The organism is Planobispora longispora (genome assembly GCF_016863135.1).
GTDB lineage: Bacteria > Actinomycetota > Actinomycetes > Streptosporangiales > Streptosporangiaceae > Planobispora > Planobispora longispora.
On sequence record NZ_BOOH01000044.1, the window covers coordinates 115850 to 142191 of the forward strand.

The window sequence follows — 26342 nt, forward strand, 5'->3', positions numbered from 1 at the left end:
TCACTCCGGAGAGGATGCCCCGACCGGGCATCCTCTCCGGTGGAAGCGTCATCCGGCTGAAGCGCGCCGGGAGGCGGCGACCGTCCTGGCTCCGACGAGGTCGTCGGCGATGGCGTCGGGGATCTGGTGGTCGAACCCGGAGAGCGCGCGCGTCCGGAGGGCGATGAGCGCCGTGGCGGCGATGCAGCCCGCGAAGAGCACGTACATGAGGCCGATCCCCCGGCCCGGGCCGGTCCCGATGAGCGCGCCGGCGGTGGAGGCCAGCGCGCCGCCCTCGGCGAGCAGCGGCTCCAGCAGCGAGCTGACCACGGGGGCCACGACGCCGTACCCGATCGGCAGCGTGGACCACGAGATCACCGTGTTCATCGCGAAGACCCGGCCGTGGAACCGCTGGGGCACCTTGACCTGCACGATCGTCGCGTAGATGCCGTTGAGCAGCGTCAGGCACAGGGTCATCCCGAACGCCCCGGCCCCGACCACGACCAGGTCGGCGCGGAGGCCGGTGACGAGGGCGCACCCGCCCAGGGCCAGGGTGAACAGCAGCACGCCGCGCATCCGCAGGACACGGGGCCCGCCCCACACGCTCATGATCAGGCCGCCGAGGAAGCCGGCCGTCCCGGAGGCGAAGGCGACCCGGCCGACGTCGTCGAGGGTCGCGAACGACAGCACCAGCGGGGTGACCATCAGGAACAGCGGCGAGAGGAAGACGTTCAGGCCGGCGAAGAAGAGCAGCATGGCCCGGAAACCGGAGTTGCCCCACGAGTAGCGGAACCCTCCGGCGATCTCGGAGAGCAGCGTCTCCCTGCGCCGCCAGGCCATGGCGGCGGGGAACCGTACGAACAGCAGGGTGCCGATCGCGAAGACGTAGCTGATCACGTCGAAGGCGACGATGCCCTCCAGGCCGATCACGGACATCAGGCCGACCGCGACGAGGGGGACCACGAGATGCGCGGAGGAGTTGACCATCTGGACGATGCCGTTGGCGTGCCCGAGCAGGCGTTTGGGGACGAGCTGCGGGATCGCCGAGGCGTAGGCGAGCCGCTGGAAGGTCAGTGACACCGACAGCGTGACCAGCGGCAGGTAGACGTGCCACACCTGCAGGTTCCCGGTCCACAGCAGCAGCCCGAGCACGAGCTGGCTGCCGGCCGCCCCGATGTCGCCGGCCAGCATCACCCGGCGCCGGTCCATCCGGTCGACGATCGCCCCCGCGAACGGGGTCACCAGCAGTCCGGGCACCAGCGCGAGCACGGCGAACAGGGTGAAGTTCGCGACGGACCCGGTGGTCTGGTAGACCCAGATCGGCACCGCGAACTCGGTGAGCGCCGACCCGAGGATCGACACCAGCTGCCCGGCGGCCACGGCGGCGAAACGCCGCATGCCGGGCTGGGACGCCTCGCCGGACTCCTCCGGTCCACCGGGCGCGCCGACGCTCCGGCCCCGCCGGGAGACCCCGGCCAGCCGCCACGTGACGCCGGCCGCCCCGAGCTCCGCGAGCTCGATGGACTCCGCGGGTTCTGCGGGCTTCCCGCCCTGGGCGACCGCCCCGGCTTCCCCGATCTCCCCGGCCCGGGCAGCCGTCCCGGCCGCCGCCGTCTCCGCTGCGGGGGCGGACGGCCAGACCTCACCGTCGGGACCGGCCGGTACGGCTTCCAGCTCGGGCGCGGAGCCGAACGACGGCGCCTCGGTGAGGATGCGGGCCAGCTCGGCGGTCCGGTACTTCAGGAAGAAGTGCCCGGCCTCGCGGATGACGACGAGCACGGAGGTGTCCGTCAGGAAATGCCACTCGCGGTAGCGCTCCTCGTAGAACTCCGTGGCCGGGTCGCGGTCGCCGACCAGGGTGATCAGCGGGGCGCGGAGCCGTTCCACGGCGGCGTCGACGACTCCGGTGAAGTACTCCTCGGCGCGCTCGGCCTCCCGGCGCATGTTCCGCACGATGCGCAGGGCGTGCTCGGGCTCGAGGTCGCTCAGGTCCACGCCCATCGAGGCGAGCCAGTTGCCGTAGGCGCGGTCGGAGGAGACGGCCGAGGCCCGCGCCAGCCTGGACAGCCCGCGCATCAGGCGGCCGCGCGGCTTGGTGAAGGGGAAGGCCGCGCCGATGCAGACGGCCTCCAGGTCGCGTCCGGCCGCCTCGACCCGGCGGGCGATCTCCACGGTGAGGGCCGAGCCGACGCTGCTGTGGCCGTACAGGACCAGGGGGCCGCTCACCCGCCGGATGATCTCCTCCGCGCAGCGTCCGGCCAGTTCCTCGACGGGCAGCGGCTCCTCCTCCAGCCCCAGGTCGTTGCCGGGGACCGCGACCGCCAGCAGCCGGTGGCCCTCGGGCAGCGCCTCGGCCAGCGGACGGTAGACCAGCGCGCTGGCGCCGCCGTACGGCACGCACACGTAGGTGATCGTCTCGGTGCCCGGCGGGCGGGGCGGGGTCAGCTCGTGCAGCAGCGGGCGGCCGGAGCCGTCGCCGTCGTCCGGGCGGTCGACGAGCGCGGCCAGCCGCCGCACCGTGGGGTTGCGGAACAGGTCCATCAGCGACACGCCGTCGCCCAGCTCGCGCCGCATCCTGGCGATCGCCTTGGTCGCCGACAACGAGTGGCCGCCCAGGTCGAAGAAGTCCTCCTCGGCGCCCACCGCCTCGATCCCGAGCACCTGCGACCAGATCTCCGCGATGACGCGCTCGGTCTCGGTGGCGGGGACGTCGGCGGGCTCCCGCCGCTCCGCCTCCGGGGCGGGGAGGGCGCGCCGGTCGAGCTTGCCGTTGGGCGTCAGGGGCAGCCGGTCGAGCACCACCACGGCCTTGGGCACCATGTAGGCGGGCACGCCCTCGGCCAGGCGCTCGCGGAGCCGGGCCGGTTCGGCGTCGCCGACGACGTAGGCGACCAGGGCGTCCCGATCCACGACGACGACCGCCTGCGCCACCCCGGGGGCTTCGAGCAGCCGGGACTCGATCTCGCCGAGCTCGATCCGGTAGCCGCGCAGCTTCACCTGGTCGTCGAAGCGGCCGAGGAACTCCAGCTGCCCGTCGGCGCGCCAGCGGACCCGGTCGCCGGTCCGGTACAGGCGCTCCCCCGCCAGCACGGGGAACCGCTCGGCGGTCAGGTCCGGCCGGTCCAGGTAGCCGCGGGCCAGGCCGGCGCCGCCGATGTACAGCTCGCCGGGCACTCCGGCGGGGACCAGGTCACCGGCCTCGTCGAGCACGTACAGCGAGGTCTCCGCGATGGGCCGGCCGATGGGCGGGCGCTCGTCGGAGTCGCGGAGCTCCGCGCAGGTGGCGATGACCGTCGTCTCGGTCGGGCCGTAGGTGTTGACCAGCCGGACCGCGCCGCCGAAGCGCCGGTGCCAGGCCCGTACGGCCCACGGCTGCGCCTGGTCGGCGCCGAGGATGGTCAGCCGCAGGCCGGGGGGCCAGGCAATGGCGTCGATGTCGGCGGCCAGTTCGTGCCAGTACGGCGTGGGCAGGTCGAGCACGGTCAGCTCCGCGCCCTCCGCCGTGGCCAGGAAGTCCGGCAGGAACTCGCCCCCGCTGGGCAGCAACGTGAGCGTGCCTCCGGTCGTCAGGCACGGGTAGACCTCTTCGACGTGGGTGTCGAAGCTGACCGAGGCGAACTGGAGCACCCGGTCGGCCGGACCGAGCCCGTAGGCCTCGCGCATCCAGCGCACCCGGGCCGCGAGCGCCCCGTGGGTGATCAGCACGCCCTTGGGCCGGCCGGTGGAGCCCGAGGTGTAGATGACGTACGCGGCCCGGCCGGGATCGGGCGGCGGCAGCTCTCCTCCGCTCTCGCGCGGCTCCGCTCCCGGGTCGAGCCGCAGCACCCCGGCGGGGACGCCGTCCACCCCGGAGGCGCCGTTCGTCCGATGAGTGCCGCCCGTGCCGGAGGAGGCGTCGCCCGCCCCGGGGGCGCCGTCCGCGTCAGGAGTGCCGACCAGGATCCGGGCCGAGCTGTCGGCGAGCATGTAGGCCAGCCGTTCGGCCGGGTACGCGGGATCGAGCGGCAGGTACGCGGCGCCGGCCTTCCAGACGGCGAGCAGCGTCACGATCAGCTCGGGCGAGCGGTCCAGGCAGACCCCGACGATCGACTCGGGTCCCGCGCCCGCCTCGCGCAGCGCCCGCGCGAGCCGGTCGGAGCGCGCGTCCAGGTCCGCGTAGGTCAGCCGGACGCCCCCGTGGCTCAGGGCCGTGGCCCGCGGGAACGCCGCGACCGTTGCGGCGATCATGCCGGGCACGGTCTCCCGCCCCGCCGCCCCCGCCCCGGAGGAACCGTCCGCGGCGAGTTCCGCAAGCTCCACGGGCTCCACAAGCTCCACGGGCTGCGTGAACTCCGCGGAATCGGTCACGGCGGGGCCGGTCGCGGCGGGAACAGCGGAACCGGCGGGACCGGTGCCCCAGGCCAGGAGGCGGGCCCGCTCCTCCTCGCCCAGCAGGTCGACGGCGGAGAGCCGGATCTCCGGGTCGGCCGTCACGGCGTGCAGCAGCCGGACGAACCGGTCGGCCAGCGCCTCCATCGTCGAGCGGTCGAACAGGTCGCTGCGGTAGCCGAAGCCGAGGGTCAGCCCGTCCGGGTCGCGCCAGGCCTCCAGGGTCACCTCGAACTTGGCCGCGGTGTATCCGGTGTCGAACCCCTCGACCGTGAGCCCCTCCATGTCCGACGCCTGGCGCGGGTCGTCCTGGGTGTGCACGACGAGCATGGTCTGGAAGAGCGCCGAGCGACTGAGGTCGCGCTCGACCTTCAGGTCGGCCATCACCCGCTCGAAGGGGATCTCCTGGTGGGTGAAGGCGTCCATCGCGACCGTCCGGGTCCGGCCCAGCAGCTCCCGGAAGGTCGGGTCGCCCGTCAGGTCGCCGCGGAGGACCAGCGTGTTGAGGAAGAACCCGATCAGCGGCTCCAGCTCCAGCCGGGCCCGCCCGCCGGTGGGCGAGCCCACGCAGACGTCTTTCTGCCCCGTGTGCCGCATGAGCAGCGTCTGGTAGGCGGCGAGCAGCGCCATGAACAGGGTGCAGCCCTCGTCCGCGGCGAGCCCTTCGAGGCGGGCGGCGGTCCCGGCGTCCAGGCGGCGGCTCAGGGTGTCGCCCTCGGAGGTCTGCACGGGCGGCCTGGGCCGGTCGGTGGGCAGGTCCAGGACCGGGGCGTCGGCGAGTTGCTCGCACCAGTACTCCAGGGAGCGCCGCGCCTCCTCCCCGCGCAGCTGCTCGCGCTGCCAGAGCGCGTAGTCGGCGTACTGGACGGCGAGCGGCTCCAGAGGCGACGGCTCCCTGTCCGGAAGCTCCCTGTCCGAGAGCTCACCGTCCGAGAGCTCACCGTTCGGAAGCTCACCGTTCGGAAGCTCACCGTTCGGAAGCTCACCGTCCGGGAGTCCCCCGCCCGCGTGTCCTCCCTTCAGGGACGCCCGGTAGAGAACGGCCAGCTCTCGCATGAGCAGGTTGACGGAGACCCCGTCGGCGATGATGTGGTGGCACACCAGGCTCAGCACGTGGTCGTCCTCGGCCAGGCGGAGCAGCGCGACCCGCAGCAGCGGCCCGGTCCCCAGGTCGAAGGGGGCGGCCACGCGCTCGGCGATCAGCGCCGGGGCGCCGGCCTCCGTCGTCTCCAGATACTCCACGCCGAGGGGCGAGGGCGGGTCGACGATCTGGACCGGGCTGCCGTCCTCGTCGACGAAGCGGGTGCGCAGGATCTCGTGCCTGGCCACGATGCGGTCGAACGCCTCGCGCAGGGCCGGCACGTCGAGCGGGCCGCGCCACCGCTGGGCGAGCGACATCGCGAACGCGCTGTCGCCGGGGTCGAGCTGGTCGAGGAACCAGATCCGCTCCTGCCCGGAGGTGAGCGGCAGGCTCTCCGCGCCGGCCGGGCGCGGCGGGATCGAGGGCGGCGCGGGGGCGGCGAGGCCGCCTCGCAGCCTCTGGGCGAGCAGGGCCTTCTTGGCCGCCGACAACGTGGTCACGGAGTCTCCGTCTCAAGCAGCCGGGCGGCCTCCTCGTCGGTGAGCTCGGACAGCTCCTCGATGAGGAGCTGCTCCACCGCCACCGCGAGGTCGGCCACCGTACGGTTGACGAAAAGCGTGCGGATGGGGACGTCGATCCCGATGGAGGCCCGGAGCCGCGCGCCGACCCGCACGATCAGCAGCGAGTGGCCGCCGAGGGCGAAGAAGTCGTCGAACGCGCCGACCCGCCCGACCCCCAGCGCCTCCTGCCAGACCTTCGCCACCAGTTCCTCGGCGTCGGTCCGGGGCGCCGTGAAGGGCCGGTCGCCGTCGAAGTCCGGCGCGGGCAGCGCCCTGCGGTCGATCTTCCCGCCGGAGGTCACCGGGAGTGCGGGAAGCGTCACCCAGACCTCGGGCACCATGTACGGCGCCAGCCCCTCCGCCAGGCGCCGCCGCAGCTCCTCCGGCTCGGCGGAACCCGCGACGTAGGCGACGAGCCGGTCGTCCCGGGCGGTGACGGCCGCCTGCCGCACGCCGGGGCAGGCGAGCAGGCGCTCCTCGATCTCCCCGGGCTCGATCCGGTAGCCGCGCACCTTCATCTGGTCGTCGAGGCGGCCGAGGAACTCCAGCTGCCCGTCCGGCCGCCAGCGGACCCGGTCGCCGGTCCGGTAGAGCCGGTCCTCGCCGTGTCGGACGGCGTCGCCCGCCGGGTGGAGGTCTCCGCCGTAGTGAACGGCGTCGCCCGCCGGGTGGAGGTCTCCGCCGTGCCGGGCGGTCACGAACCGTTCGGCGGTGAGGTCGGGCCGGTTCAGGTAGCCGCGGGCGAGCCCGGCGCCGCCGAGGAGCAGCTCTCCCGGCGCGCCGGGCGGCACGCGGTGGCCGCGGGCGTCGGCGACGACCGCCAGGGTCCCCGCGATCGGCCGCCCGATCGGCGGGCGCTCCCCGGTCCCGGCCGGGCCGAGGTCCGCCGCGGTCGCGATGATCGTGGCCTCGGTGGGCCCGTAGGTGTTCACCAGGCGGACCCGGTCGCCGAACCGTTCCCGCCAGCGGGCCACGGCGGAGGCGTGGACCTGCTCGCCGCCGAGGATGACCAGCCGCAGCCGGGCGGGCCAGGCCACCTCGTCTATCTGGTCGACCAGCCGGTGCCAGTACGCGGTGGGGAGGTCCAGCACCGTCACCCCGTCGCCGCGCGGCCCGGCCAGGACCTCGGGCAGCGTGACCGCGCCCCCGGGCAGGAGCTCCAGCGTCGCGCCGGAGGCGAGGGCGGGATAGACCTCCTCGGCGTGCGCGTCGAAGCTGAGCGAGGCGAACTGGACCACCCGGTCCCCCGGCCCCAGCCCGTAGTCCTCGCGCATCCAGGCCACCCGGGCGGCCAGGGCCCGGTGCTCCACCACCACGCCCTTGGGGACGCCGGTGGAGCCCGAGGTGTAGATCACGTACGCGGCGTCGTCCCCCCGGACGTGCTCCGGGCCTCCGGGGCCTTCCGCCCCGGGGAGCGTCCCCGGCGGCGTCCCGTCCGCGGAGGGGGGTCCTTCCAGCGGCGGCGTCCCCTCCGCCGAGGGCGGCTCGTCGAGCAGCAGCACGGGCACGTCCGACGGCGGCGGGGCGCCGACTGTCGCGGACGTCACCAGCAGGACGGCGCCGCTGTCGGCCAGCAGCAGCCCGGTCCGCTCCTCGGGGAGCTCGGGGTCGACGGGCAGGTAGGCGGCGCCGGACCTCCACACGGCGAGCAGCGCCGCCATGGCGTCGATCGACCGCTCCAGCCGGACTGCGACGACCGCCTCCCGCCCGGCCCCGCGCTCGCGCAGCAGGGCGGCGAGCGCGGCGACCCGGCGCTCCAGGGCGGCGTAGGTCACCGTCTCCGAGCCGCAGCTCACCGCGGCGGCGTCGGGGTGGGCGGCGGTCGCCTCGCCGATGAGGGCGGGCACGAGGGGACTCGCCGGGCAGGGCTCCGTCTCCTCCAGCTCCCGCAGCCGGGCGTCGTCGCCGGCCGTACGGGACGGCAGCGCGGAGAGCGCGCGGCCGGGGTCGGCCGCGATCGCGCCGCACAGGACGGCGAACCGGCCGGCGAGGGCGGCGACGGTCTCCGCCTCGAACAGCTCGGCGTCGTAGCCGAGCGCGAGGGAGAGCCCGTCGGCGTCGCGCCGGCCCTCCAGCATGAGGTCGAACTTGGCCTGCCGGAACCCGGCGTCGAAGTACTCCAGGGACAGGTCCGCGAAGGTCGTCCGGGGTTCGCCCTCCTCGTCCTGGGTGTGCAGGATGACCATGGTCTGGAACAGCGGGGTGCGGCTCAGGTCGCGCTCCACGTCCAGCTCCGTCAGGAGCCTCTCGAACGGCACGTCCTGGTGGGCCAGCGCCTCCAGGACGGTCGTCCGGGTACGGCGGAGCAGGTCGGCGAAGGACGGGTCGCCCGACAGGTCCCCGCGCAGCACGAGGGTGTTGGCGAAGTAGCCGACGACCGGCTCGAACGCCACGTGGTCCCGGCCCGCGGCCGGGGAGCCGACGGTGACGTCGTCCTGCCCGGTGTGCCGGGCCAGCAGCACCTGGTAGGCGGCGAGCAGCACCATGAACAGCGTCGCGCCGTGCTCCTGCCCCAGCCGCTCCAGGTCCGCCGAGAGCCCGGCGGGCAGCCGGAAGGAGTGGAACCCTCCGGCGTGCGCGGGGACGCGCGGCCGGGGGCGGTCGAGCGGCAGCTCCAGGACGGGCGGGTCGGCGAGCCGGTCGCGCCAGTAGGCGAGGGCGGCGCCGTCGTCGCGGCCCCGCTGCCAGAACGCCACGTCCCCGTACTGCAGGGGCAGCGCGGCGAGGCCGGGGGCGGTCCCGTCGCGGTGCGCCGCGTACAGGGCGGTCAGGTCGTCGCCCATGACGTTGAGCGACCATCCGTCGCCCGCGATGTGGTGGAGCACGGAGCACAGGACGTGGTCGTCCTCGGCCAGGCGGATCAGGGTGACGCGGAACGGGGGCGCCGCGGTGAGGTCGAAGGGGGCGTTGGTGCGCTCGGCGACCAGCCTGCGGGCCGTCTCCTCGGCCCGGAGCCCGGTGACCGGCTCCCCGGCCCGCTCCCCCGCGAGCAGGTCGATGTACTCGATGACCGGCCCGCCGTCCGGGACGGCGACCGCGACCGGGTGACCGTCGGCGTCGGGGTAGCGCGTGCGCAGGATCTCGTGCCGCTCCGCCAGGTCGCGGAGGGCGCGGGCCAGCGCGCCGGCGTCGAGCGCGCCGCCCAGCCGCCACACGTTGTACATGTTGTAGGAGGCGTCGGCGGGGTCGAGCCGGTGCAGGAACCAGAGCCGTTCCTGCGCGGGCGAGAGCGGCGCCGGCGTGCCGGGCGGGCGCGGGCCCGGCGCCGGGGAGGCGTCGCCCCCGGCTCCCTCTCCCATCCGCTCCTGTACGGCCGCCGCGAAGGCCGCGACGGTCGGCCGGGTGAACAGGTCCCGGATCGGGATCTCCGTGCCGAGCAGCGCCGCCATCCGGGCGACGACCTTGACGGCGAGCAGCGAGTGGCCGCCCAGGGTGAAGAAGTCGTCGTCCACGCCCAGACCGGCCGCGCCCCGCTCCTCCGCCCCCGTCCCGGCCGCCCGGGGCCCGTCCAGGCCCAGCACCTCGGCGAAGACCTCGGCGACCTGGCGCTCCAGCGAGGTCCGCGGCGCGCGGCCCCGGCCGGTGGGCGACCGGTCGGGCGCGGGCAGCGCCTTGCGGTCGATCTTGCCGTTGGGGGTCAGCGGCATCGCGGGCAGGCGCACCACCACCGCCGGGACCATGATCGCGGGCAGGGTGCGGGCGGCGTGCTCGCGGAGCCCCTCGGGGTCGCCGACGACGTAGGCCACGAGGGTGTCGTCGACGACCGCGGCGACCGCGCGGGAGACGCCGGGGTGCGTCTCCAGGACGGCCTCGATCTCCCCCAGCTCGATGCGGTGGCCGCGGAGCTTCACCTGGCCGTCGGCCCGGCCGAGATATTCGATCCGACCGTCGGCCCGCCACCTGACGTGGTCGCCCGTCCGGTACATCCGCGTCCCGGGGGGACCGAACGGGTCGGTCGGGAAGCGCTCGGCGGTCAGGGCGGGACGGTTCAGGTAGCCCCTGGCCAGTCCCGTGCCGGCGATGAACAGCTCGCCCACCACCCCGACGGGCACCGGCTCGAACTCCTCGTCCAGCACGTAGACCCGGGTGTTGGCCAGCGGCCCGCCGATCGTCACCGTCCCCGGCTCCTCGGACACCGGCGCGAAGGTCGACCAGATCGTCGTCTCGGTGGGGCCGTAGACGTTCCACAGGGCGCGCACGCGGCTCCGCAGCGCGCGGGCGAGGGCCGGCGGCAGCGCCTCTCCGCCGGTGAGCGCGACCACGGACGGCCGGGCGAAGCCCGCGTCGAGCATCGCCTGCCATCCGGACGGCGTCGCCTGGACGTGCGTCACGGCGTGCTCGGAGGCGAGCCTGACCAGCGCGGACGCGTCGGAGGCCTCGGCGCTTCCGGCGACGGTCACCTGCCCGCCGGTGACCAGCGGCAGGTACAGCTCCAGGGCGGAGATGTCGAACGACAGGGACGTGAGCGCCAGCCAGCGGTGATCCGGCCCGGCGTCCAGCACCTCCCCCATCGCCAGCAGCAGGTTGACCAGGGCGCGGTGCTCGATGGCGACGCCCTTGGGACGGCCCGTCGAACCCGAGGTGTAGAGCACGTACACCAGGTCGCCGGGGGTCGCGAGCGGCGGCGGCGGGGAGCCGGGCTCGGCGGCGAACGCCTCCGGGTCCTCGATGAGCAGGGCCGGTACGGCGCCGTGCGGGAACAGCCCGCGCAGGCGTTCCTCGGTCAGCAGCAGCGCGGCGCCCGAGTCCTCCAGGACGTAGGAGAGCCGGTCGGCGGGGTAGTCCGGGTCGAGCGGCACGTACGCCCCGCCCGCCTTCGCCACGGCCAGCAGCGCGGTCAGCGTCTCCAGCGAGCGGCCCGCGCACACGGCGACGAGGACGCCGGGCCGTACCCCCTCGCGCCGCAGCCGGTTGGCCAGCCGGTTGGCCGCCGTCTCCAGCTCGGCGTAGGTCACGCTCCGCCCCTCGCAGCTCGCCGCGATCGCGCCGGGCTCGCCCGTGACGAGGTCGTGGAGCGTCGTCTCCGGGCGGGGAGCGGCGGTGTCGTTCCAGGCGGTGAGCAGCCGTTCGCGCTCGGCCTCGTCCAGGCGGGCGATCTCGGACAGGCGGCGGGCGGGATCCTCGGCGGCCCGGGCCAGCATGGTCGCCAGGTGGCCGAGCATGCGCTCCGCCGTACTCCGGTCGAACAGGTCGCTGTTGTAGACGAGGTCGAGGTCGAGCCGCCCGTTCCGGCGGCCGAACTCCAGCGACAGGTCGAAGGCCGCCGGCCGGATGACGACGTCGAGGGGCTCGACGGTGATCCCGGGCAGCGCCGACCTGATGCCCGCGTAGTCGTGCTGGACGATCTGGGCCTGGAACAGCGGCGTGCGGCTGAGGTCGCGGGGCAGGTTCAGTTCGCCGACCAGCCGGTCGAAGGGGAACTCGTCCCTGCTGTAGGCCGAGAGCGCGGCGGAGCGGACGCGGCGGAGCATCTCCTGGAAGGTCGGGTCGCCGGACAGGTCGCCCCGGATCACGAGGGTGTTGAGGAAGAGCCCGATGAGCGGCTCCAGCTCGGGCCTGCCCCGGCTCGCGACCGGTGTCCCGACGCAGATGTCCCGCTGGCCGGAGTAGCGCGACAGCAGGACCAGGTAGGCGGTGAGCATCGTGATGAACGGCGTGCAGCGCGCCTGCCGGGCGAGCCGGTCGACGGCGTCGCTCACCGGCGCGGGGAGGCTGAGCGTGACGTATCCGCCGTTGGCGGTCCTGACCGGAGGGCGCGGCCGGTCGGTGGGGAGCTCCAGCGTCGGCGGGTCGGCCAGCGCCTTCCGCCAGTGGCCGAGGTGCTCCTCCGCCAGGCCGTCGAGGCGCTCGCGCTGCCAGCGGGCGAAGTCGGCGTACTGGATCGGCAGCGGCGGCAGCGGGGACGGCTCTCCGGCGAGGAACGCCCCGTAGAGCGCGGCCAGCTCCTTCAGGAACACGCCGACCGACCAGCCGTCCACCGCGATGTGGTGGAACACCGCGCACAGCGCGTGCTCCCGCTCCGACAGGCGCATCAGGGTCATCCGGACCGGCGGCTCGTGCTCCAGGTCGAACCGGCGCTCGATGCGCTCGCGGCCGAGCCGGCACGCCTCGGCCACCCGCCCGTCCTCCGGCAGGCCGGTCAGGTCCAGCAGCTCCAGCTCCGGGCCGTCGCCGACGACCTGGACGGGGGCTCCGTCCCGGCTCGGGCAGCGGCTCCGCAGCACCTCGTGGCGGGCCGTGATCTCCGTGAGCGCGCGTCCCAGCGCGCCGGTGTCGAGCGGTCCCCGCAGGATCTCGGCGACGAACACGTTGTGCGCGGCCCCGCCGGGGCCGGCCGTGCGGGGTGCGCCGGCGGTCTCACCGGCCCGGTCCAGGCGGTCGAGGAACCACATGCGCTCCTGGCCGGGCGAGAGGGGCGACTCGCCGCTCTCGTCGTGCCTCGGACGGATCTCGTCGTGAACGAGGGACTCCATCCCCATCCCTCCTGTCGGCGCCGTACAGCCGGCGTTCCGCTGGGCGTGTCCCGGATCGCGCGATCGCCCCGGCGGTCTCCCGGGCGGGAGCGCCGGGGTCGCCACGAGGGCGGCCTCCGGCCCCGGTCGCGGGCGCGGTGAGGGCAGGGGTCGTCCTTGTGACAAGACATCGACAGCCGGTCACGACGTCGGGAACGGCGCTTCGATCGCGGCAGCAGGATGACAGACACATGGCCGCCACCGCAATGATCATCCGCCCTTACGGTAAAGTAACTTTCCAATTTCTTCCCCGCGTACGCTGCGGTTTCACGCCTGCGACCAGCCGACAAAGACGAGATCGGCACTCCCGACGCGTACCGGCGCGAGCACGGACGAGCCCGCACGCGGTGAGGTGACGCGCCGGATCCCGGACCTCCGTCCCGCCCTCGGGCCGACGGGAACCGCCGCCGGACGCGTCCCTCGGTGGCGGTGGACCTTTCCCGGTGAACCTTTCGCGGCGGACCGCACTCCAAGCGTTCATGAGGACACACCGCACACTGGCGGCGTTGACGCTGCTCGTCGGCCAGCTCCTGATCCCCCGGCCGGCCCACGCCCAGGCTCCCCCCGGCTGCCCGGCCCCCACCCCGGCCGAGATCAGGCGGGCCGGCAAGAGCCAGGCCGACCAGCCGCCGAAAGGCGCCCGCGCGCTCACGGGGCTGCGCGTCGGCCACCTCCCGAAGGGCTTCTCCTGGGGCCAGGTCAACGTCTACTCCTACGACGACGTGGCCGAGTACAGCTACCTCTGGTCCGACAACCGGGACGACGTCGACCGCGGCCACCGGTCGCTGTGGGTGCGCGTCGCCTGCTGGCCCAAGGCCGCCGGGCCGGCGCAGCTGAGGACGGCCCCGTTCATCCTGGGAACCTTCGCCGGCGACGTACGGCAGATGAAGGTCGGAAAGCGCACAGTGCTCACCAAGGAAGGAGACGGCGCGCTGGGACACGGCCGCTATGCGGGCTGGGTCGAGCGCAAAGGCGTCGTCATCACGGTGATGGCCAGTCAGCCCCTCGTCCCGGAGCTGACCGAAATCATCAAGGGGATCACGCTGCGCTGACTCCCTTTCCACGACCGGAGCCGCCCCCGTCACGACCAGAGAGTTCTCCCGGGAAAGGACCGGAAAGCACCCTTCGGAACCGGTCGCACGCGATGGGCGGTCATCACACCGAGAAATCGATCGAACAAACATCCGTTTATACCGGCGACATCACCAGTCATGCCATTCGGTCATTGAGGGCTTTTGAGCGCCTGCGTGAAAGCCGCGACACGCCCCGAGGACGTGTGCCCCCGTCTCGCCCGAGCGGCCACCGCTCAGGCGGCGGTCAGACGAGGGGCGGCCCGTACAGCATGTACACGATCGCCTGAGCCGCGATGTCGGACCCCGGCAGGGCGGGCACCGACCACACCACGAGCCGCCGGGTGCGGACGAGGCGTTCGGGGAGCAGCCGCAGGGAGAGGCCCGCCAGCAGCCAGAGGAGCGGGCCGGCGACCCAGACGCGGGCCGCCGCGCTTCCCCACTCGCCGACGAGGGCGCATCTCTCCGTCTCGTACCCGGTGAACGGATCCGCACCGCATTCCCGGAGTTCCAGAGGGAAGCCGACCGCCATGAAGGCGAAGAACGCGGCGACCCACGTCAGCGCCCCGGCGATCAACGCCCACGCGGCGCGCGACATCCGCACCGGTGACTCCGCGAGCGAGACCGCGGTGCCGCCGGGATCGTCATCGGGTCCCTCACAAGCCGACGGGCCGAGTTGACAGACCCCTCCCGGAAACATCAAATTAGGCAAGGCTAACCTTACTTAGGCACACCTAACATGAGCGCGAGGTCTGTGAGTGGATGGGATCGGGGGCCGCGTCGCCCTGGTGACGGGCGCGGGCCGGGGCATCGGGGCGGCGGTCTGCGAGGCGCTGGCCGCCGCGGGAGCCGGAGTCGCGGCAGCCGATCTGCGGATCGCCGGACCTGACGGGGCCGCGCACGACGGGACCGCGCATGACGGGACCGGGGACGGGGCCGCGGGGGCGGCGCCGTACGCGCTGGACGTCCGCGACCCGCGCGCGGTCGGGGAGACGGTCGCCGCCGTCGAGCGCGATCTGGGCCCGATCGACATCCTCGTCAACGTCGCGGGCGTGCTCCGCCCCGCGTCGGTGGTGGAGACCCGCGACGACGACTGGCAGCAGACCTTCGCGGTCAACACCGACGGCGTCTTCCACCTCTGCCGCGAGGTCGCGCGCCGGATGCTCCCCCGGCGGCGGGGGGTGATCGTCACCGTGGGATCCAACGCCGCCTCGGTGCCCCGGGTCGGCATGGCGGCCTACGCCGCCTCCAAGGCCGCGGCGACCATGTTCACCCGCTGCCTGGGCCTGGAGCTGGGTCCGTACGGGATCCGGTGCAACACCGTCTCCCCCGGCTCGACCGACACCTCCATGCTCCGCGCGCTCTGGGAGGGCAAGGACCCCGCCGACGCCTGGAGCGCCACCCTCAACGGCGACCCGGCGGCCTTCCGGACCGGCATCCCGCTCGGCCGCATCGCCGAGCCCCGCGACATCTCCGACGCCGTGCTCTTCCTCGTCTCCGACCACGCCCGGCACATCACCATGCACGACCTCCTGGTAGACGGCGGCGCGACCCTCCGCGCCTGAACGGACTCAACGGACTGAACGGATTGGATCCCATGCGTTTGCTGACGACCGCCGCGGACCCGCTGGCGGGCTACGAACCCGGCGGTTCGGTGCTGTTCTCCTCGTCCCGGGGCACGCTGCTGACCCGCGGCGTGCGCGCCCTGGCCACCGGCGGCCTCGCCACCCTGGCCGAGCGGGTGACCGCCCTGCTCGGCGAGGTCGGCGGGCACGCCGGCAACCGCCTCGCCGCCGGGGCGGTCGGCTTCGACGGCGCGGCGCACCTGATCGTCCCGGCCTCCGCGACCTGGTCCGGCCCGCTGGAGCCGGGTGCCGCGCCGTCGCTGGGCGGCTGGCGCGTGCGGCCGGTCCCTGCCCCCGAGGACTACGCCAAGGCGGTACGGCTGGCGCTGGAGCTCATGGACGCCGAGGCCGGAGAGGCCGGGAACAGGGAGGGCGCCGGAAACGGAGGCGCGCGGATCGGAGGCTCCGCCGGAAACGGAGGCGCCGGGGATCCCGTCGCGGACCCGCTGCGCAAGGCGGTGCTCGCCCGGACGCTCGAACTCTCCCGCGACGAGCCCGTCGACGTGCTCGACCTGCTCCGCCCCCTGGCCGGCCGGGACATGTCCTTCGCCGCGCCGCTGCCCGGCGGCCGCACCCTCATCGGCGCCAGCCCCGAGCTGCTCGTCTCCCGCCGCGGCCGGACCGTGATCTCCAACCCGCTGGCGGGTTCGGCCGCCCGCAGCGCCGACCCCGCCGAGGACCGCCGCCGGGCCGCCGCGCTGGCCGCCTCCGCCAAGGACCTGCACGAGCACCGCCTGGTGGTGGAGGCCGTGGCCGACGCGCTGGCGCCGTACTGCGCGGACCTGGACGTCCCGAACGGGCCCGAGCTGACCTCCACCGAGACGATGTGGCACCTGTCCACGCGTGTCACCGGCGTGCTGCGCGACCCGGACACCCCCGTGCTCGCCCTGGCCGCCGCGCTGCACCCCACCCCGGCCGTGTGCGGGACGCCCCGCCTGCGGGCCCGGCGGGCGATCGAGGAGCTGGAGCCGTTCGACCGCGGCTTCTACACCGGCCTGGTCGGCTGGACCGACGCGGCCGGGGACGGCGAGTGGGCGGTGACCATCCGCTGCGCCGAGGCGGCCGGGCGCATGCTCCGGCTGTACGCGGGCGCCGGGATCGTACCCGGCTCCGACCCCGACAAGGAGCTCGCGGAGACCTCCGCCAAGTTCCGCACGATGCTGCGCGCCCTGGGAGTGGACACCGATGCACTGGCCTGACGACGTCGCCGCCCGCTACCGCGCCGCCGGATACTGGCGCGGGGAGACCTTCGGCGGCATGCTCCGCGACCTGGCCGCCCGGTACGGCTCCCGCCCCGCCCTGATCTCGGGCGCGACCGGTACGGCCGCCACGGCCGACGGAACCCCCGGCCCCGCGACCCGCTGGAGCTTCCGCGACCTGGACGAGCGGGCCGACCGGCTCGCCGCCGGGCTGTACGGCTCCGGCATCCGCGGCGGTGACCGGGTCGTGGTGCAGCTGCCGAACGTGCCCGAGTTCCACCAGGTCTGCTTCGCGCTGTTCCGGCTCGGCGCGTGGCCCGTCTTCGCCCTGCCCGGGCACCGCTCCGCCGAGATCTCCTACTTCTGCGAGTTCACCGGGGCCGCCGCCTACATCTGCCCGGACGACGCGCACCGCGCCTACGCCCCGGGCACCCCCGCGATCACGCTCGACCGGCTCCCCGAGGCCGACCCGGCCGTGCTCGACGGCCTGCCCGGCCCGGAGCCGTCGGACGTGGCGTTCCTCCAGCTCTCCGGGGGCAGCACCGGCCTGCCCAAGCTGATCCCCCGGACCCACGACGACTACATCTACAGCTTCCGGGCGAGCGCGGAGATCTGCGAGCTGACCCCGGACAGCGTCTACCTGTGCGCGCTGCCCGCCGCGCACAACTTCCCGATGAGCTCCCCCGGCGTCTTCGGCGCGCTCAGCGCCGGGGCGGCCAGCGTGCTCGCGCCCGACCCCAGCCCCGGCGCCTGCTTCCCGCTGATCGAGCGGGAGCGGGTCACCATCGCCGCGCTGGTCCCGCCGCTCGCGCTGGTCTGGCTGGACGCCGCCGCGTCCACCGCGCACGACCTGTCGAGCCTTCAGGTGCTCCAGGTGGGCGGGGCCAAGTTCAGCGAGGAGGCGGCCAAGCGGGTCCGGCCCGAGCTGGGCTGCACGCTCCAGCAGGTCTTCGGGATGGCCGAGGGGCTGGTCAACTACACCCGGCTGGACGACCCCGAGGGGATCGTCGTCTCCACCCAGGGCCGTCCCATCTCGCCCGACGACGAGATCCTCATCCTGGACGACGAGGGCCGCGAGAGCGACTACGGCCACCTGCTCACCCGCGGGCCGTACACCATCCGCGGCTACTGGCGGGCCGACGAGCACAACAGGATCGCCTTCACCGAGGACGGCTTCTACCGGACCGGCGACATCGTCCGCCGCACCCCGGAGGGCTACCTGGTCGTCGAGGGCCGGGCCAAGGACCAGATCAACCGGGGCGGCGAGAAGATCGCCGCCGAGGAGGTCGAGAACCACCTCCTGGCCCACCCCGCGATCCGCGACGCCAGCGTGGTCGCCGTCCCCGACCCCTACCTCGGCGAGCGCACCCGCGCCTACCTGATCTGCCGGGGCGAGACGCCGAAGAAGTCCGAGCTCCGGGCGTTCCTCCGGGACCGCGGCATCGCCGCCTTCAAGATCCCCGACATGTTCGAGTTCGTCGACGCCTTCCCGCAGACCGCCGTCGGCAAGGTCAGCAAGCGCCACCTCCGCGAAAGGACCTGAGGACACCATGGCCATCCCCCCGATCACGCCGTATCCCATGCCGGACGTCAGCGACCTGCCCGCCAACCGGGTGGACTGGCAGCCGGACGCCCGCCGCGCCGTCCTGCTCGTACACGACATGCAGAACTACTTCCTGCGGGCCTTCACCCCCGGGCAGTCGCCGCTGGTCGACCTGATGTCCAACGTGCTGGCGCTGCGCGCGCGCTGCTCCGACCTCGGCATCCCCGTCGTCTACTCGGCGCAGCCCGGCGGGCAGAGCGCCGACCAGCGCGGGCTGCTCCTGGACTTCTGGGGCGGCGGCATCGGCGCCGACCCGCGGGAGGCGGAGATCACGCCCGAGCTGACCCCGCGCGCGGGCGACGTGCTGCTCACCAAGTGGCGCTACAGCGCCTACCAGCGGACCCGGCTGGCCGAGCTGATGGCCGGGCAGGGCCGCGACCAGCTGATCATCTGCGGGATCTACGCGCACATCGGCGTGCTGATGACGGCCTGCGAGGCGTTCATGCGGGACGTGCAGCCCTTCGTGGTCGCCGACGCGGTGGCCGACTTCTCCGCCGACCACCACCGGATGGCGCTGACGTATGCGGCCGAGCGCTGCGCGGTCACGACCACCACCCGGCAGATCAGCCGCGCGCTCGCCCGGGAGGCCGCCGGTGTCTGAGACCGCCGTACGGCTCCGCGCCGAGATCGCCGAACTGATCTACCTGGACCCGGAGGAGCTGGACTTCGACGAGAACCTCATGGACGCCGGGCTCGACTCGATCCGCGTGATGACGCTGATCGAGCGCTGGAAGCGCGAGGGCGTCGAGGTGGGCTTCGCCGACCTCGCGGAGAGGCCCACCGTCGCGGCCTGGGCGGAGTTGCTGGGTTGACCTCCTCGTCACGGCCGGGGACGGGCATCCCCGTCCTCGGCCGCGCTCTCCCGCAGAGACCACATCCCGGAGCCTTCGCGCTCAAGGAGCTTCGATGAACGTTGAGACCTTCCCGCTGACCGGGGCGCAGGCGGGGATCTGGTTCGCCCAGCGGCTGGACCCTGACAATCCCGTCTACAACACCGCCGACCGCGTCGACATCCGCGGCCCCGTCGACCCGGCGCTGTTCGAGCGGGCCCTGCTCCGCTGCCTGGCCGAGGCCGAGCCGCTCCGGCTGCACTTCACCGAGGAGCCCGCCCAGTACCTTCCGGCCTCCGACTCCCTGCGCGACCTGGTCACCGTCCTCGACCTGAGCGGCGAGGCCGACCCCGAGGCGGCTGCCGAGGAGTGGATGCGCGCCGACCTGGACACGCCGGTGGACCCGGCGGCCGCCGGCGCCGGCGCCGGGGACGCGGGCGCCGGGTCGATGGTCCGCAACGCCCTGATCCGCCTGGCCGACGATCACTTCGTCTGGTACCTGCGCGTCCACCACCTCCTCATCGACGCCTACGCGCTGTCGATGCTGGTGACCCGGGTGGCGGAGATCTACGGCGCGCTGGCCGAGGGCCTGCCTCCCGGCGCGAGCCCGTTCGGCGGAATGGTGCCCGTGCTGGAGGAGGAGTCCGCCTACCTCGCCTCCGCGCGCCACGGCAGGGACCGGGCCTACTGGCTGGAGCGGATGGCCGGCGCCCCGGAGCCCGCCGGGCTGGCGGGCGTGCCCGCGATGTCCGCGCGCGAGGTGGTACGGCGCCGCGAGATCCTGCCGCCGGTCGGGCACTGGGACGCGCTCGCCCGCGAGACCCGCGCGACCTGGGCGGAGGTGGCCGCCGTCGGGCTGGCCGTCTACCTGTCGCGGCTCACCGGGACCACCGACGTCCTGGTCGGACTGCCGCTGATGAACCGCTCCGGCGCGGCCCTGCGGGTGCCGTGCCTGACGGTCAACGTGGTCCCGCTCCGGCTCGACGTCCCCCCGGGCGCCGAGCTCGGCGGCCTCATCGCCCAGGCCGCCCGGCGGATGGCCGAGGCCCGCCGCCACGGCCGCTACCGGATCGAGGACCTCCGCCGCGACCTCGGCCTGTCCGGCAGCTCACGGGCGCTGTTCGGGCCGCTGCTGAACATCAAGCCCTTCGCGCCCGACGTGAAGTTCGGCGCCGTCCCGGGAGAGGTCCGCAACCTGGCCGCCGGCCCCGTCGACGACCTGGCCGTCACCCTGCTGCTCGACGGCGACCGGCTCATCCTGGAGCTCGACGGCAACGCCGCCCTCTACCCGGAGGAGGCGCTGGCCGTCCACGCCCGCCGCCTGGCCCGGTTCCTGTCGTCGCTGGCCCTCACCCCGCCCGACACCCCCGTCGGCCGCCTGTCGCTGCTCACCGAGGAGGACGAGGCCGCGCTCCCCGCCGCCGCCCTTCCCACCGGCGCCCTTCCCACCGGCGCCCTTCCCGCCGCGAGCTCTCCCACCGCGCCCGCCGCCGGTGTGCTCTCCACCGCCGCCCTCTCCGCCGCCGCGCCGCGCACCGTGGTCGAGGCCTTCGACGAGCAGGTACGGCTCACCCCCGCCGCGACGGCGCTGACCTGCGCGGGCGAGACGCTGACCTTCGGGGAGCTGGGCGCGCGGGCCGACCTGACGGCCCGGCGGCTGGTCCGGGAGGGGGCCGGCCCCGAGCGGATCGTCGCCCTGGCGCTCCCCCGCTCGGCGGACCTGGTCGTCGCGCTGCTGGCCGTGCTGAAGAGCGGGGCCGCGTTCCTGCCCGTGGACCCGTCCTACCCGGCGGACCGGCGGGAGTTCATGCTCGCCGACGCCCGGCCGCCGATCACGGTGACCCCGGAGTGGATGGCCGCCGTGACCCCGGAACGGACAGCGCTCGTGGACCCGGGTCCCGCCGCCCGTTCCCGCACCGGGGCCGATGGCCCCGCGGACGCGCGGGACGCGGCCGAACCCGCCGCGCTCCCCCTCCCCCGCCCGGACGACGCGGCGTACGTGATCTACACCTCGGGCTCCACCGGACGCCCCAAGGGCGTGGTGGCGACCCACCGGGGACTCGCCGCCCTGCTCGCCAGCCACCGCGAGCGGCTGTTCCCCGCCGGGGAGCGGCTCCGGGTGGCGCACACCGCGTCGTTCTCGTTCGACGCCTCGCTCGACCCGGTCCTGTGGATGATCGGCGGGCACGAGCTGCACCTGCTCGACGACGACGCCTACCGCGACCCCGAGGCCCTCACCGCCCACGTGCGCGAGCACGGCATCGACTACCTCGACCTGACCCCCTCCCACCTGCGGGAGATGCCCGCCCTGCTGGCGGCCCCGCCCCGGATCACGGTGGTCGGCGGCGAGGCCGTGCCGGAGGCGCTGTGGCGCTCGCTCCGCGAGAGCGGCACCCTGGCCGTCGACCACTACGGGCCCACCGAGTCCACCGTCGACGCCTACACCTGGTTCGGCGACGGCACCGAGGGCCCCGTCCTGGGCACCCGCGCCCACGTGCTCGACCACGCCCTGCACCCGGCCCCGCCCGGGGTCGCGGGCGAGCTGTACCTGTCCGGGGACGGGCTGGCCCGCGGCTATCTCGGACGGCCGGAGCTGACGGCCGAGCGGTTCGTGGCCGGGCCCGGCGGCTCGCGCCTGTACCGCACCGGCGACCGGGCCCGCTGGGCCGCCGGCGGGCGGCTGGAGCTGCTCGGCCGTACCGACGACCAGATCAAGGTGCGCGGGGTCCGGATCGAGCCCGGCGAGATCGAGGCCGTCCTGGAGGAGCACCCGGCCGTCGCCGCCGCCGCGGTGACCGTGCGCGGGGGCCGGCTGCTCGCCTACGCGGTCCCGGCGGGGGAGTTCCGTACGGCGCAGGCCGGGGAGTTCCGTACGGCGCAGGCCGGGGAGTTCCGTACGGCGCAGGCTCGGGAGCGGGCCGCGCAGGCCCCCGCCGGAGCCGGGGAGAGCGCCGGGGAGCGGCCCGGGCCGGGGAGCGCCGGCGCCTCCCGAGACGTCGCCGAGCTACGGGAGTTCGCCGCCGCGCGGCTGCCCGCCGGGATGGTGCCCTCCGCCGTCGCCTGGCTCGACGCGCTGCCCCGCACGCCCAACGGGAAGCTGGACCGGGCCGCGTTGCCCGACGTCCAGGCGGCCGCCCGGCCGGGCCGGGAGCCCGAGACCGAGGAGGAGCGCACGATGTGCGCGCTCTTCGCCGAGGTCCTCGGACTGTCCGGAGCCGAGGCGGACGGCGGGCACTCCGCCGGAGTTCCCGGCCTGCCCGATGCCGAGACGGACGCCGGGCACTCCGCCGGGACGCCCGTGCCCTCTCCCGTCGGGACCGACGACGGCTTCTTCGACCTGGGCGGGCACTCGCTGCTGGCCGCGCGGCTGGCCGTACGGATCAGGGAGACCTTCGGCGTCCGCGTGCCGATCGCGACGATCTTCGAGGAGCCGACGCCCGCCGGGCTCGTCGCGAGCATGCCCGCCGGGCGGACCGTGCGGCCGCCGCTGCGGCCCCGGCCCAGGCCCGAGCGGATCCCGCTCTCGTCCGCGCAGGCCAGGCTCTGGTTCCTGTACCGGATCGAGGGCCCGAACCCGACCTACAACATCCCGCTCGCCGTCCACCTGACCGGCCCGGTGGACCACGCCGCGCTCCGGGCCGCGCTCGCCGACGTGGTGGCCCGGCACGAGATCCTGCGCACGGTCTTCCCGGAGCGGGACGGCGTGCCCGAGCAGCGGATCCTGCGGCCCGGACCGGTGCCGCTCCAGATCTGGCAGCCGGGCGAGCACCTGGCCGAGGCGATGCGGACGGCCACGCGCCACGGGTTCGACCTGGCCTCCGAGCCGCCGCTGCGCGCCACCCTGCTCCGGGGCGAGGGCGGCGAGCACGTGCTGATGCTGGTCCTGCACCACATCGCCGGGGACGGCTGGTCCACCGGGCCTCTCGTCCGCGACGTCATGACCGCCTACGAGGCGCGCGCGGCCGGTGCGGTCCCCGCGTTCGAGCCGCTCCCGGTGCAGTACGCCGACTACGCGCTCTGGCAGCTCGACCTGCCGGACTCCGACCTGGCGCACTGGACCCGGGCGCTCGCGGGCCTGCCCGACCGGCTGGAACTCCCCGCCGACCGGCCCCGTCCCGCGGTGTCGAGCAGCACGGGCGGCACGGTTCCCGTCCGGCTCGGCCCCGAGCTCGTCGCCGGGGTCGAGGCACTAGCCCGCGCGAGCCGCACCAGCGTCTTCATGGTCCTGCACGCCGCGCTCGCGGCCCTGCTCACCCGGCTCGGCGCGGGCGCCGACATCCCGGTCGGCACCCCGGTCGCGGGCCGGACCGACAGCGCGCTGGACGACGCGGTCGGCTTCTTCGTCAACACGCTGGTGCTGCGGACCGACACCTCCGGCGACCCCTCCTTCGCCGAACTGCTCCAGCGGGTGCGGGCGGCCGACCTGGCCGCGTTCGACCACGCCGAGACACCGTTCGACCGGCTGGTGGAGGCGCTCAACCCGGCGCGCGCCCGCAACCGGCACCCGCTCTTCCAGGTGATGCTCGTCCACCAGGACGCCCCCGAGACGGGGGTGGAGGTCGTGCACACCGGCACCGCCAAATTCGACCTGACCCTGAACCTCGACGCGACCGGCTCCGGGTTCCTGGAGTACAGCGCGGACCTGTTCGACCACGCCACCGCGCGGACCCTCGCCGAGCGGTTCACCCGCCTGCTGAGCGGCGCCGTCGCCGACCCGGACCGGCCGATCGGCAGGCTGGACGTCCTCGGTGAGGGCGAACGCCGCACGCTGATCGAGGAGTGGAACGGCGACCTGGTCAGCTCGCCCGGCACGACGCTGCCCGACCTGTTCGAGGCCCGGGTCCGCCGCACGCCGTACGCGATCGCCGTGGAAAACCTCACCTACGCCGAGCTGAACGCGCGGGCCAACCGGCTGGCGCACAAGCTCATCGCGCACGGGGCGCGGCCGGAGAGCGTCGTGGCGCTCTCCCTGCCCCGCTCGGCCGACCTGGTCGTCGCCCTGCTCGCGGTGGTCAAGGCGGGCGCCGCCTACCTGCCGCTCGACCCGACCTACCCGGCCGACCGGCTGCACTACATGGTCGCCGACGCCGGACCGGTCTGCGTGGTGGACCCGTCCTGGCTGGAGGACCTGGACGACTGGCTCGACCACGACCCCGAGCGGTCGCTGGAGCCGGGCAACGCCGCCTACGTCATCTACACCTCCGGCTCGACCGGGCGGCCCAAGGGCGTGCTGGTCACGCACCACAACGTGGTCCGGCTGATGTCGGCCACCGACCACTGGTTCGGGTTCGGCCCGGACGACGTCTGGACGCTGTTCCACTCCTACGCGTTCGACTTCTCGGTGTGGGAGCTGTGGGGGGCGCTGCTGTACGGCGGGCGCCTGGTCGTGGTGCCGTACGAGGTCAGCAGGTCCCCCGGGGACTTCCTGGAGCTGCTGGAGCGCGAGCGGGTCACGGTGCTGAACCAGACGCCGTCGGCCTTCTACCAGCTGGTCGCCGCCGACGACGGGCGGGAGCTGGCGCTGCGGTACGTGGTCTTCGGCGGGGAGGCGCTGGAGCTGTCCCGGCTGGCCGAGTGGTACGCCCGCAGGCCGTACCCCTCGCGCCCGAGTCCGGCGCAGCATGAGACGCGCCCGAGTCCGGCGCAGCATGAGACGCGCCCGAGTCCGGCGCCGAACGCCCCCCTGCTGGTGAACATGTACGGCATCACCGAGACGACCGTGCACGTCACGCACATGCCGCTCTCCCCGGACCACCGGGAGGGCAGCCTGGTCGGCCGGGGCATCCCCGACCTGCGGGTCTACCTCCTGGACGACGCGCTGCAGCCGGTGCCGCCGGGGGTCGTGGGCGAGATGTACGTCGCCGGGGACGGCCTGGCCCGCGGCTACCTCGGCCGGCCGGAGCTGACCGCCGGAAGGTTCGTCGCCAACCCCTACGGCCCGCCCGGCTCGCGCATGTACCGCTCGGGCGACCTGGCCCGGTGGAAGCCGGACGGCACCCTCGACTACATCGGCCGCGCCGACCAGCAGGTCAAGGTGCGCGGCTTCCGGATCGAGCCGGGCGAGATCGAGGCGGCGCTGCTGTGCCACCCCTCGGTCGAGCAGGCGGCGGTGGTCGTCCGCGAGGACCGGCCGGGCGACAAGCGCCTGGTCGCCTACGTGGTGCCCGCGGCTTCCGGAGCGGACACGACGCCCCTAGCTTCCAGAGTGGACACGACGCCCGCAGCTTCCAGAGTGGACACGTCACCCGCGATCTCCAGAGCGGGTACGGCGCCCGCAGCCTCCGGAGCGGACACCGTGCCTGCGGCGTCCGTGCTGGACACGGCGGAGCTTCGGGCGTTCGCGGGGCGGACGCTGCCGGACTACATGGTCCCGGCGGCGGTCGTGGAGCTGGAGACGCTTCCGCTCACCGTCAACGGCAAGCTCGACCGCCGGGCGCTGCCCGCGCCCGCCGCGCCCGCCGCAGCGGGACGGCCACCGGCCACCCCCCGCGAGGCGACGCTCTGCGCGCTCTTCGCCGAGGTGCTGGACCTGCCCCGGGTCGGGGCCGACGACGGCTTCTTCGACCTGGGCGGGCACTCGCTGCTGGCGGTACGGCTCGTCTCCCGGATCAAGGAGGTGCTCGGGACCGAGGTGACCATCGGCGCCCTCTTCGAGGCGCCCACGGCCGCCGGGCTCGCCGCGCTCACCGAGAGCGGCTCGCGGACCGACCCGCTGGCCGTGCTGCTGCCGCTCCGCGAGTCCGGGTCACGTCCGCCGCTGTTCTGCGTGCACCCGGCGGGCGGGCTGAGCTGGTGCTACAGCGGGCTGATCCGGCACGTCCCGGACCGCCCGATCTACGGCCTCCAGGCCCGCCACGACCCGCTGCCCGCCTCGCTGCGGGAACTGGCCGCCGACTACGTCGGGCAGCTGCGCACCGTCCAGTCCGCCGGGCCGTACCACCTGCTGGGCTGGTCCACCGGCGGCGTCATCGCGCAGGAGATGGCCGTGCAGCTCCGGCTCGCCGGGCAGGAGGTCGCGCTGCTGGCGGTGCTGGACGCCTACCCGGCCGAAGGGCTGCGGGACCTCCCGGTCTCCGACGAGGCCGAGGCGCTGGAGGCGCTGCTCACCATGGGCGGCTTCGCCCCGGACGCCGCCACCACGCTGGAGGAGGCGGTCGAGGTGCTGCGCCGGGAGGGCAGCCCGCTGGCGGGCCTGCCGGTGGAGACGCTCAGGTCGCTCAAGGACCTGTACCTCAACACCAACCATCTGGTGCGCGGCCTCGACACCCGCGTGTTCGACGGCGACGTGCTGTTCTTCCGCGCCACCGTCGACACGATCGACGACGCCCTCACCGCCGAGACGTGGCGGCCCCACGTCACCGGGACGATCGACGACCACGACGTGGCGTGCAGCCACAAGGACATGACCCAGCCGGGACCGATCGCCGAGATCGGCGCGATCGTCGCGGCCCGCCTCCAGAACCTCCAGGACCTCCGGGACCCTCATGATCCGCAGGAGCCGAACACGTGAACCAG

The 26342-nt window shown here is 74.5% G+C and carries 10 protein-coding genes; 7 read left to right on the plus strand and 3 right to left on the minus strand.

The window, feature by feature from the left end:
* Positions 1–48 precede the first annotated feature (48 nt).
* Positions 49–5928 (minus strand): non-ribosomal peptide synthetase/MFS transporter, encoded by a 5880-nt coding sequence (locus tag Plo01_RS26340; RefSeq protein WP_203893373.1) that lies wholly within the window; start codon positions 5926–5928, stop codon positions 49–51.
* Positions 5925–12461: a non-ribosomal peptide synthetase gene (locus tag Plo01_RS26345; RefSeq protein ID WP_203893374.1), complete on the minus strand. Its 6537-nt coding sequence runs from the start codon at positions 12459–12461 to the stop codon at positions 5925–5927. Before Plo01_RS26345 ends, Plo01_RS26340 begins: the two co-directional genes overlap by 4 nt.
* 545 nt (positions 12462–13006) lie before the next feature.
* Between Plo01_RS26345 and Plo01_RS26350 the strand changes: the two genes are divergently transcribed.
* Positions 13007–13552, plus strand: coding sequence for a hypothetical protein (locus tag Plo01_RS26350; protein WP_239317093.1), 546 nt, complete (start codon positions 13007–13009; stop codon positions 13550–13552).
* A 265-nt stretch (positions 13553–13817) separates the two neighbouring features.
* On the opposite strand, the gene Plo01_RS26355 is transcribed toward Plo01_RS26350, so the two are convergent.
* Positions 13818–14174, minus strand: coding sequence for a hypothetical protein (locus Plo01_RS26355; protein WP_203893376.1), 357 nt, complete (start codon positions 14172–14174; stop codon positions 13818–13820).
* Between the two features lie 154 nt (positions 14175–14328).
* On the opposite strand from Plo01_RS26355, the gene Plo01_RS26360 reads away from it, so the two are divergent.
* The 6 genes from Plo01_RS26360 to Plo01_RS26385 all read left to right on the plus strand — a co-directional run bounded on the left by Plo01_RS26360 (position 14329) and on the right by Plo01_RS26385 (position 26337).
* Positions 14329–15135, plus strand: coding sequence for a 2,3-dihydro-2,3-dihydroxybenzoate dehydrogenase (locus tag Plo01_RS26360; protein ID WP_203893377.1), 807 nt, complete (start codon positions 14329–14331; stop codon positions 15133–15135).
* Positions 15136–15167: 32 nt separating this feature from the next.
* Complete coding sequence (locus Plo01_RS26365) at positions 15168–16394, plus strand: isochorismate synthase (RefSeq protein ID WP_203893378.1); 1227 nt, start codon at positions 15168–15170, stop codon at positions 16392–16394.
* Positions 16381–17937 carry a (2,3-dihydroxybenzoyl)adenylate synthase gene (locus Plo01_RS26370; protein WP_203893379.1) on the plus strand — a complete coding sequence of 519 codons (1557 nt, stop codon included), beginning with the start codon at positions 16381–16383 and terminating at the stop codon, positions 17935–17937. The genes Plo01_RS26365 and Plo01_RS26370 overlap by 14 nt, the downstream gene beginning before the upstream one ends.
* Positions 17938–17944: 7 nt before the next feature.
* Positions 17945–18598, plus strand: coding sequence for an isochorismatase family protein (locus Plo01_RS26375; RefSeq protein ID WP_203893380.1), 654 nt, complete (start codon positions 17945–17947; stop codon positions 18596–18598).
* Positions 18591–18809: a phosphopantetheine-binding protein gene (locus Plo01_RS26380; protein WP_239317095.1), complete on the plus strand. Its 219-nt coding sequence runs from the start codon at positions 18591–18593 to the stop codon at positions 18807–18809. The genes Plo01_RS26375 and Plo01_RS26380 overlap by 8 nt, the downstream gene beginning before the upstream one ends.
* A gap of 94 nt (positions 18810–18903) precedes the next feature.
* Positions 18904–26337 (plus strand): non-ribosomal peptide synthetase, encoded by a 7434-nt coding sequence (locus Plo01_RS26385; protein ID WP_203893382.1) that lies wholly within the window; start codon positions 18904–18906, stop codon positions 26335–26337.
* The last annotated feature ends 5 nt before the right edge of the window (positions 26338–26342 follow it).